We start from the raw sequence: 10,235 nt of genomic DNA on the forward strand, positions 1-10,235 counted from the left end.
TAACTATAGTATAAGTAAGTTTTTAGATAATTTTTCTAAAAGCAAAAAAATGATTGGCGTTGATTTATCTGACTTAGAGATCGAAAATGACGACGACGTTACAACTACTCTCTATTACAAAGATGACAAAGGAAAGCAAGCACATGCAAAAGTTGAACAAAAATTTCAAATCACTCCTGCGATCGTGTTGCCTAATGAACTCATAATAAATGAAAATATTGATTACGATAGTATAAGGGTATTTACAGATGGTATTTTAGATATTGTAAAAAAAGAAATAAACTATACCACTGGAGATGAAATGGAATAAAATTAAAATATGGGAAATAAGGAAAGAAGCTCACAAATATTTATTTAAAGAAATCAATGGAGTTGACACTGAAAACCGTCGGACAATAAATTTCTATTATTATGTGTTGCCTATCATATTAGCTGTAACCTTAGTCTTATTTAATGTAAACATTGATAAAGATGTTTCTACCTATCTTATAACTGGAATAAGCATTTTTGCAGGTCTGTTTTTCAATTTACTTATTGTTGTTGGAGATAAAATGGATAAAAGAAAAAAAATGCTGAGTTCATCTAAGGAAGACGCACGTCATTATGCTGAACTTTATAAGAATTTCTCTAAACAGCTAATCTCATATATATCATTTGCGATAATCCTCTCTCTTCTTCTCATAACGCTAATGTTTGTTACTCAAATAGATTTTACAAAACTTGATTTATTTATTAATTCTATAGAGTTAAGCTCTGTTCATTTTTATCTTAAGAAGTTCTTTAACTTTTTAATTTTTTACACAGGGACACAATTTATCATCATTCTATTAATTATTCTAAGTAATATGTATGTTATGCTTTTGGATGACATAAATTTAAAATAATCCGAAACCATTTTCATAATCTAAATACACCTATTGTTTGCACTTAAAGATTGATTCAACTTCCAATTTAGCTCTGGTGATTATGATTTTAACTTTTCAACTAAATCGTAATTTCACATCTTTAAACTTTACGACTTTAAACTAAATATTAGAAAATAAAAACTAGCAGCGCACCTGAATTTCGGGTTTGGCTAGTTAAGATTTAAATCCAAACACTGCAACATCAGGCACATTTTTTGATAATCTTAACAGGAAAGATTATATTTGACCAATCACATTCAATTAACACACAAATGGAACTAAAATCGAGAAACCCGCTATTAAATAACAAAGCCTTTAATGCAGGCGCTACTACCGTTTATGATGCCGACGGCCGCCCGGTAGAGATTATTGACAGGGAAAACACCATGACCGTTAACGGTGCCGTAAACAAAAGCATACTGATGCTGGTGCTGCTGGTTAGCAGTGCCTTTATAGTATGGCAGTTGTTCTTTGCAGGCTATAACGTGCTGCCAATGATGATTGGCGGTGCCATAACATCGTTAATAGTGTATTTCGTAGCTATCTATAAACCTGCTTACACGCCCTACCTTGTTCCGGCCTATGCCGTGCTGGAGGGTGCCTTTATAGGCGGGCTTTCGGCCTTTTTTGAAGCAAGATATCCGGGCTTAGTAATGCAGGCTGTGGCTGCTACATTTGTAACCTTTTTAGTTTGCTTTTTGCTGTACAGGTTTAAAGTGGTTAAGGTAACGCAGCAGTTCCGCTCGGTAGTTATAGGTGCTACACTTGCTATTTGTACATTCTACCTACTCGGCTGGATTATGTCTATATTCGGCGTGCAGTTGTTTATATACGGCAACTCACTGATAAGCATCGGCTTCAGCGTGTTTGTAATTGTTATCGCTGCCTTAAACCTTTTCCTTGACTTCGACCTTATTGAAGAAGGCGCAAGGCGCAGGCTGCCAAAATATATGGAGTGGTTTAGTGCTATGGCATTAATGATAACACTGGTTTGGCTTTACATAGAATTCCTTAAACTGCTTGCCAAACTTTCAAGCAGGGATTAAAAATTAAGAAATTATATATAAAAAGGGCTGTTTCAATAGTTAACAGAGTTCTATTTCGACCGCAGCAAAGCGGAGTGGAGAAATCAAAAATTCTATAATAGAGAGTTTTTTCTTCACCGAAATCGAAACCGTTATTATGAAACAGCCCTTTTTTACTGTTTAAAACTCAAACTTAAGCTGCACCGCTACGGCCTTTTTCTCGCCCTGGGCAGTGTCAGTATTAAGGTTAGATAACGATATGCCCAGCAGGCGCACGCTTTCTTTAGGGCGTTCCTGGTACAGCAGTTCTTTAGCGGTTTCAAATATCAGGCTCTTGTCGCTAATAAAATATTGCAGTGTTTTGCTGCGGGTTTGCAGCGTAAAGTCGCTGTACTTAATTTTAAGTGTTACGGTTTTGCCGGCAATTTTTTTCTTTTTCAGCCTGCGTTCAAGCTCTCCGGCTGTATCAAGCAGCTTTTCTTCCATAAAAACTTCCGATACAAGGTTTTCCCTGAAGGTATGCTCTGTGCCCACGCTTTTGGCTATCCTGTCGGGCTTAACCTCGCTGTTGTGAATGCCCCTCACCACATGGTAATAGTACCCACCCGACTTGCCGAAGTGCTGTACAAGATAGTCTTCTGTTTTTTCTTTAAGGTCTTTACCTGTAAAAATGCCCAGTTGGTACATCTTCTCTGTAGTAACCCTGCCCACACCATAAAATTTACCAATCGGCAAGTCTTCCAGAAACTGTAAAACCTCGTCAGGGTTAACCGTTTTCTGCCCGTTAGGCTTATTATAATCGCTTGCTACTTTAGCTATAAACTTATTTACAGATATCCCCGCAGAAGCTGTAAGCCCTGTTTCAGCCAAAATGCGTTCGCGTATCTCGTGGGCTATCAGTGTCGCGCTTGGGTTGCCCTTTTTGTTGTGGGTTACATCAAGGTAAGCTTCATCTAATGATAGCGGCTCTACCAAATCGGTATAATCAAAGAATATTTTACGGATTTGCTGCGATATTTCTCGGTAACGGTCAAAGCGCGGCTTTACAAAAATAAGTTCGGGACATTTTTTCTTGGCGAGATACCCACTCATGGCGCTGCGCACCCCGAATTTACGTGCCTCATAGCTTGCCGCCGAAACAACACCGCGTGTTTCGCCCCCGCCCACGGCAATAGGTTTTCCTATAAGCTGCGGGTTGTCCTTCTGCTCTACAGAGGCATAAAAGGCATCCATATCTACATGGATAATTTTCCGCTGCGGCACATGCAATTCCATGTCACAAAAATACTGTATATTTATATAAAAAGGTTGTATGGGAAAGATTGCAATAATATTAGGCGCTACAGGCGCCACGGGTAACCAGTTGGTTAAAATGCTGATTAGTGACAGCAGGTATGATAAGATAAAACTTTTTTCGAGGAGCAGCGCGGGTATCAGCAGCATTAAGGTTGAGGAACACCTTACCGACCTTTTTGAGCTTGAAAAATGCAGTGCAGATTTTACAGGTGATGAAGTATTTTGCTGCATAGGCACTACAAAATCTAAAACCCCTGATGAAGAAACCTACCGAAAGATAGATTATGGCATACCGGTAACAGCGGCAAAGCTTGCCGGGCTAAATGGTATTGATACCTTTATAGTGATCTCGGCGCTTGGCGCAGATGTAAACAGCAGTATTTTTTATAACCGTACCAAAGGCGAAATGCAGCGCGATGTGGCAGCTGCAGGTGTGCCTAAAACACATATATTACAGCCTTCGCTTATACTGGCAGAGCGTAACGAAACCCGTATTATGGAAAAGATAGCGTCCGGGTTTATGTGGCTTATCAACCCGTTACTTATTGGCGGGACGGCAAAATATAAAAGCATAAAGGCAAAAACAATAGCAAAGGCTATGATATGGCTTGCCAACAACAAGTTTGAGGAAGTTATTGTAACTTCTGACAAGCTGCAAAAATTAGGTCGCTAAATTATGATTTTCCGCTAAGGGCGCGGCTGCTTTTGGCTGTACTTTCAGGTAGTAAAGCACGGCTGCTGTTGCGCAGGCTGGGGAAAAAGAAAGAGGCGGGCTTGCGCTTAAAATGCTTCCAGATGGCAGCATTAATATCGCCAAGCTCGGAGAACGGAATATTGCGCGAACGGAATGCCAGCATTACCGATAGCCCGAAGCTTACCAGGAAGTTAACCAGCCCTATTATGCCAATACCGAATATACCCCAGAAGATCATCTCGTTACTTACATTATAATTGGCGCCATACAGCCCTAATGCAAGGTTGCCGCTTGCAAAGGTTATGTGCCTGATATCAAGGTCTAACCCCAGGAAAATTCCAACAGAGGCGGTGCTGCCCATAAATACCCCAAACCAGAAGTTGCTTACTATACCCGCCCATTTTTTTTCGTAGATATTGGCAAGCCTTTGTGTGCGAATGCGCCCCAGTGTCATTTTTAGCCACGGGTGCTCCTGTATGCGATAATACATGTGCTGGTGCTTGTCGCGGTTGGCAACGCTGCCTGCAATAATGCCCGACAGAAACAGGAAAATACCGGCTATGGCCGCATGAAAAATAGCAGGTGAGTGCACCGGACTCAGGTTGTTGATAAGCGAGAACCACTTTGTAAGGGCAAGGTTATAACTAAAGGTTATATCTATCAGCCATATACCCAACAGCGCTACAGGGAATGCTACAACAACGTTACCCACAAATGCTATGAACTGTGAGCGGAATACCCGCGCAAAAAATTCGGCAAAGGTTTTATATTTTTCGAGCTCAGGTGCAATTTTTTCGCGGCGGCCTGCTTCAAGTGCCCGTACAAGCGCAGGGGCTGTCATGGCGGGCTGTTTTGTAGCGAGGGTAAAGCCCAGTACATATATGGCAATAAACCCCATAGAATAATTAAGGCTGTATAACAGCGCATGCCCAAAGGCGCTGGTCTCCACTTTAGAAAGGAAAACCTTTAATATACAAAGTACAGCTACAATTATACCACCACCTGCTGCCGTGCGGAACATCCGGAAATATTCTTTCCTGTCTTTGGTTATATAGCTTTCACCGGTGTTTGCAGTATGCTGTGTTATTTCATACGAAATAAGCTGTGTGCTTTCGTTTATAAGTTTACGGACGTTGTTTTTGTCGCAGTTATATTCTATCAGGTAGTAAGCAAGGTCTATGGTGTTGCGGCGTGCATCTTCAGGCTCATTAAGTACCAGTAATGGTAACAGGGTGCGCAGCCTTTGCAGTTGCTGGCGTATGCGCAAAAGGTTTTGGTTTAGCCGTAGCGATATACCAAATTTATTACTGTTCCTAAAGGCGTGCTCTACATATTCTACACACTGCCGGTGCAGTATCATGAGCTGCTTATAGCCCAGGTCTTTCGGCAGGATGTAGTTTTTGCGCTCTTCCAGCAGCTTGTCGCTAATAAGTGCAAACTCTTTTTGTATGGCAAGAAAAGGGCTTTCCAGGTTTTCATATTCGGGTACCATTTTGGTTACCTCACTCTCCAGCGCGCGCCCTGCAATACGGTGCATAAGCACTTCTATAGAAAACAGAAGCTCTGCCAATGGAGATTTTGCCCTGCTCGAAACATAAACCGAATAAAAGTTAAGCTGCGTGAAAAGCACGTCAACCTGCTCGGCAGGAATTTTATTTATCCACAATGGGTCAGACTTCATAAAAAACACCTGGTTAAGCACATACTCAAGTGTGTTTTTCTCCGGCTGTTCGGGTATCAGCTTTGCAAACAGGCGGTGGCGCACTTCGTAGAAAAAATCGGTATCGCTTAGTATGCCTGCATCTGTAAGTATTTTACTGAATTTTTTGTGTTTCAGTATTTCTTTCAGGTAAACTGAAAGCCCCTTGCAGTACTGCTCATTTTCTTCGAGTATTACCAAAAGCTCGCTTATATCAACAGTAAGTACTACATCGGGGTTTGCCGGGCGGAAAATATCCACCAGTTCGGCAAGCATATCTACTTCATCCGCTTTGTATTCCCAGAGGTTATTCTCATCAAAATTTAATTTGAAGAACTCCTGAAGCGTCATCTTAGGCTTTGGTTTCCTGAACTTCATATAAGCGGGCACTGTGGGACAAAACAGCGTGTAAAATTACAAATACGCCGTTATAAATTGTTATGTGGTAACGGGAATTTTATGGGGTAGGCAACAACATTTTTAAAAGGTTTTCAGCAGGTTATTTACTATAAGCAAAAACTGTAACTGCAGCCGGAAGCATATGGCTAAGTGTAGTATAAAATAATTTGTATTTTTATGCAATATGTAATCAATCAGAAAATGAAAAAAGTATCATTAATACTGGCTGTAGGATGCAGCCTTAGTTTACAGGCACAAATGACAGGAAACAAAAAGCAGGAAAAAATAAAATATCCCGAAACACGAAAAGCGGCAACAACACATAATTATTTTGGTACAGCCGTAGCCGACCCTTACCGATGGCTGGAAGACGACCGCTCTGAAGAAACAGCGGCATGGGTAACAGCACAAAATAAAGTGACTTTTGGCTATCTGGATAAAATACCTTTTCGTGATGAGATAAAGAACCGCATGCAGGAGCTGTGGAATTACGAAAAGATATCGGCACCTTTTAAAGAAGGCAACTATACCTACTACTATAAAAACGACGGGCTGCAAAACCAGTCGGTACTGTACCGTAAAGATAAAAACGGGAAAGAAGAAGTTTTTATAGACCCGAATACCTTTAGTAAAGACGGTACAACATCGCTGGGCGGGGTTAGTTTTACCAAAGACGGCAGCCTTGTGGCTTACTCGATATCTGAAGGGGGCAGCGACTGGCGCAAGGTGTTTGTTATGGATGCCGCTACTAAAAAACTTACAGGTGAAATGCTTACCGATGTAAAGTTCAGCGGCATAAGCTGGAAAGGCAACGAAGGATTTTACTATTCAAGCTATGACAAGCCGCAGGGCAGCGAGCTTTCCGCTAAGACGGACCACCACAAGCTCTACTTCCACAAACTGGGAACACCTCAAAAAGAGGATAAAATAATTTTTGGCGACAGCGAAGCCACCAAGTACAGGTATGTTGGCGGTTATGTTACCGAAGACCAGCGTTACCTTGTGGTTTCGGCGGCAAACTCAACATCGGGTAATAAGCTCTTTATAGCCGATTTATCTAAACCCGGCGCTAAGCTTGTAACCCTTACAGATGATTTTGACAGCGACAGCAGTGTAATAGATACACAGGGCACTACTCTTATAATATTCACTAATTACAAGGCTCCGAACAACAGGATCGTAACGGTTGATGTTGCTGCACCACAGCAGCAAAACTGGAAAGACCTGATACCCGAAACCGAAAACGTACTTTCGGCCTCTACGGGTGCGGGGTATATTTTTGCAGAATACATGCAGGATGCTGTTTCTGTTGTAAAGCAGTATGACCTTAAAGGCAAGTTGGTGCGCGATATTAAGCTACCGGGTGTAGGCAGTGCAGGCGGCTTTGGCGGTAAGGAAGAGGATAAGGTGCTGTATTACTCTTTCACCAATTATATCAGCCCCGGTACTATTTATTCATACGACCCTAAAACAGGAAAATCGGATGTGTACCAAAAGCCTAAAGTAGATTTTAATACCGATAATTATGTGTCTAAACAGGTATTTTACACTTCTAAAGACGGTACTAAGGTCCCCATGATTATTACCCACCGCAAAGACCTTGTGCTTGACGGCACCAACCCTACTATTTTATATGGTTACGGCGGGTTTAATATCAGCCTTACACCATCATTCAGCATTGCCAATGCGGTATGGATGGAAAACGGCGGTATCTATGCAGTACCTAACCTTAGGGGGGGTGGCGAGTATGGCAAAAAATGGCATGATGCCGGTACTAAAATGCAAAAGCAAAATGTTTTTGATGATTTTATTGCCGCAGCCGAATACCTGATACAAAACAAATATACCTCTCCTGATTACCTTGCCATTAGCGGAGGCAGCAACGGCGGGCTTTTAGTAGGTGCAACCATGACACAGCGCCCCGACCTGATGAAGGTGGCATTGCCCGCAGTAGGAGTGCTTGATATGCTTCGTTACCATACTTTTACAGCGGGAGCCGGATGGGCCTATGATTACGGCACAGCCGAAGACAGTAAGGAAATGTTTGATTACCTTAAGGGCTACTCTCCGGTGCATAATGTAAAAAAAGGTACCGCATATCCTGCCACAATGGTACTTACAGGAGATCATGATGACCGTGTAGTGCCTGCACATAGCTTTAAATTTGCAGCGACATTACAGGAAAACCAGGCAGGGGATAACCCGGTGCTGATTCGCATAGGTGTAAATGCCGGGCATGGTGCAGGTAAATCGGTAGCGCAAACCATAGCCGAATACAGCGATGCACAGGCGTTTACGCTTTATAACATGGGCGTAAAGCCGAAGAAAAAATAAAAGAGTTTAAGGTTTAATGTCTAAAGTTTGGACGTTAAGTAAAGCAACTTTAAGCATTAAACTTTAAATTTTCGAACTTTATAAAAGATACCCCAAAACAACAGACCCATAATAATATCCGGTAATTACGTTATTCGACAGTTCCTTGCCGCGGTAGTGTATCGAATAGGAAAAATTCCAATGGTTGCGGGTGTATTTTACACCCGCTTCTGCGTTAAAGCGGAAAGGTATTAATGGAAAGGTAACCGGGCTGTTGTCGTTAAACAGGCTGCCCTCTATAGTGGCATCATAAGCCTGGTACTGAATATTTGGGTTAAGGTAGAGTATAAGCTCGCGCCTGTCTTTATAATCCTCTTTATCCCTGCCCAGGGTGGCGTTGTGCAGTGCCGAGTTATACATCGGCAGCAACTTGTCTTTATTCAGTGAAATGCGTGACATAATCCCTACAGAAGCACTCGTCCAGATGGTGCCCGCAAAAGCCTCGCCCTGCAGGTGAAAGTCTATTTTTTCGTTATAAGTACCGGAAAAGATTTTGTGGGAGTAAAAAGCATTCGCCTGTAAGCCCGCGAGTGTTTTAATCTGGTATTTCCAGCCTTCTACCTTGTGGTAGCCTAACAGGCTGTGCAGGCCTTCCTGAAAATCCTGCGCAAGCGATTCGCGCCCGACAACCCCCGCCTGAAAGTTCAGCTTTAGTACGCTTTCGTTCTTATAATAGGTATTTAGCCCTGCCTCGGCAAAAAGATAGCCGGCAAAAGGCCTGTCGTGGTATTTTATCTCGGCCACCCGCACCGACTGCGGACTGTAAATATACTGCCCCGCCCTGAACTCGGTTATTTGTTTTGCAACGGTTTCGGTTTCTTTGTTGGTAAGGTAGCGGTAAACAAGCTCTATGCCATTGGTATAGTACTGGTCATTAATAGGAGAACTGTACAGGTCGTTATCGAGTATAATGCTGACTTCTGCGGGTTTTTGCGCAAAAAGCGGTGCGTAGCACAGCAACATGCAGTATAACCACGCAAACCGCATTAATAGTCGAGTTTTACATAGCGCATATGCCGCACTATGCGCCCTTTGCGGCGGTTAATATAAGATGAGGAGTTGGTTGCTTTATATTTTAAAGGATTTGGCAATATGGCCGCTATGCCTGCCGCCTCATAGCGGGTAAGGTTTTTGGCATCTTTGCGGTACCAGTATTTAGAGGCTGCCTGTGCGCCATAAACGGCATCGCCCATTTCTATGCTGTTAAGGTACACCTCCATAATGCGCTCTTTGCTCCAAAGTACTTCTATAAGTACTGTAAAGTAAGCCTCAAGGCCTTTGCGCAGGTAGCTGCGGCCCTGCCATAAAAAAACATTTTTTGCCGTTTGCTGCGATATGGTGCTGCCGCCTTTAATGCGTTTGCCTTTTTTGTTGCTTTTGTAGGCTTTATACATGGCATCAAAATCAAAGCCATGATGGGTAAGAAAATTAGAGTCTTCGCTGGCTATAACGGCTTTTTGCAGTTCGGGCGATATTTCTTCTATAGGCACCCAGTCGTGCGCCGCTTCCATTTCTTCGCCACGTTCGCGCTGTTCAAACGCGCGGCTTATCATAAGCGGGGTAAACGGTACCGGCACAAAGCGGAACAGTACTACCGACAGTACCGAAATCACAAAGAACCACAAGCAAACCTTAAGAAAAAAGCGGAATATTTTTCGCAGCATACCTAATTGAATTACAGGGGCGAAATTACGAATAAGTAGTCTATTATGCTACTCATATCTATTTTAGAAAAAATGACAATATGGCTTTTTATTCTTCGTCATCGAAATTTAAAGCCTCCTGTATTGGATGAAATTTTGTAGGATTTGAAAATTTAGAATTAGAGATATAATCATTAACAT

At 42.3% G+C, this 10,235-nt stretch carries 9 protein-coding genes; 5 read left to right on the forward strand and 4 right to left on the reverse strand.

Features of this window, described 5'->3' with window-relative positions; all coding sequences use genetic code 11:
- The 3 genes from Q0K96_RS14425 to Q0K96_RS14435 form a co-directional block, all read left to right on the forward strand.
- Window positions 1-310, forward strand: a 310-nt coding sequence (locus Q0K96_RS14425) for a hypothetical protein (RefSeq protein WP_297334684.1), incomplete at its 5' end; no start/stop codon positions are given.
- Window positions 297-884 carry a hypothetical protein gene (locus Q0K96_RS14430; protein ID WP_297334685.1) on the forward strand — a complete coding sequence of 196 codons (588 nt, stop codon included), beginning with the start codon at window positions 297-299 and terminating at the stop codon, window positions 882-884. The genes Q0K96_RS14425 and Q0K96_RS14430, both read left to right, overlap by 14 nt.
- Window positions 885-1,177: 293 nt before the next feature.
- Window positions 1,178-1,951: a Bax inhibitor-1/YccA family protein gene (locus Q0K96_RS14435; RefSeq protein ID WP_297334686.1), complete on the forward strand. Its 774-nt coding sequence runs from the start codon at window positions 1,178-1,180 to the stop codon at window positions 1,949-1,951.
- A gap of 159 nt (window positions 1,952-2,110) precedes the next feature.
- Here Q0K96_RS14435 and dinB read toward each other — a convergent pair whose 3' ends face one another.
- Entirely contained in the window at window positions 2,111-3,205 is a 1,095-nt protein-coding gene (gene dinB, locus Q0K96_RS14440) for a DNA polymerase IV (protein ID WP_297334687.1), read from the reverse strand.
- 37 nt (window positions 3,206-3,242) lie between these two features.
- Between dinB and Q0K96_RS14445 the strand changes: the two genes are divergently transcribed.
- Complete coding sequence (locus Q0K96_RS14445; RefSeq protein WP_297334688.1) at window positions 3,243-3,899, forward strand: NAD(P)H-binding protein; 657 nt, start codon at window positions 3,243-3,245, stop codon at window positions 3,897-3,899.
- Window position 3,900: 1 nt separating this feature from the next.
- Here Q0K96_RS14445 and Q0K96_RS14450 read toward each other — a convergent pair whose 3' ends face one another.
- Window positions 3,901-5,997 (reverse strand): recombinase, encoded by a 2,097-nt coding sequence (locus tag Q0K96_RS14450; protein WP_297334689.1) that lies wholly within the window; start codon window positions 5,995-5,997, stop codon window positions 3,901-3,903.
- A 222-nt stretch (window positions 5,998-6,219) separates the two neighbouring features.
- Here Q0K96_RS14450 and Q0K96_RS14455 point away from each other — a divergent pair, with 222 nt between their 5' ends.
- Window positions 6,220-8,352 (forward strand): prolyl oligopeptidase family serine peptidase, encoded by a 2,133-nt coding sequence (locus Q0K96_RS14455; protein WP_297334690.1) that lies wholly within the window; start codon window positions 6,220-6,222, stop codon window positions 8,350-8,352.
- A gap of 78 nt (window positions 8,353-8,430) precedes the next feature.
- On the opposite strand, the gene Q0K96_RS14460 is transcribed toward Q0K96_RS14455, so the two are convergent.
- Window positions 8,431-9,378 (reverse strand): lipid A deacylase LpxR family protein, encoded by a 948-nt coding sequence (locus tag Q0K96_RS14460; protein WP_297334691.1) that lies wholly within the window; start codon window positions 9,376-9,378, stop codon window positions 8,431-8,433.
- A complete protein-coding gene (mtgA, locus tag Q0K96_RS14465) occupies window positions 9,378-10,055 on the reverse strand; it encodes a monofunctional biosynthetic peptidoglycan transglycosylase (RefSeq protein ID WP_297334692.1) in 678 nt (225 codons plus the stop codon). Before mtgA ends, Q0K96_RS14460 begins: the two co-directional genes overlap by 1 nt.
- Window positions 10,056-10,235 lie beyond the last annotated feature (180 nt).

The sequence above is a fragment of the Flavobacterium sp. genome (genome assembly GCF_024305175.1).
Classification (GTDB): Bacteria; Bacteroidota; Bacteroidia; order Flavobacteriales; family Flavobacteriaceae; genus Flavobacterium.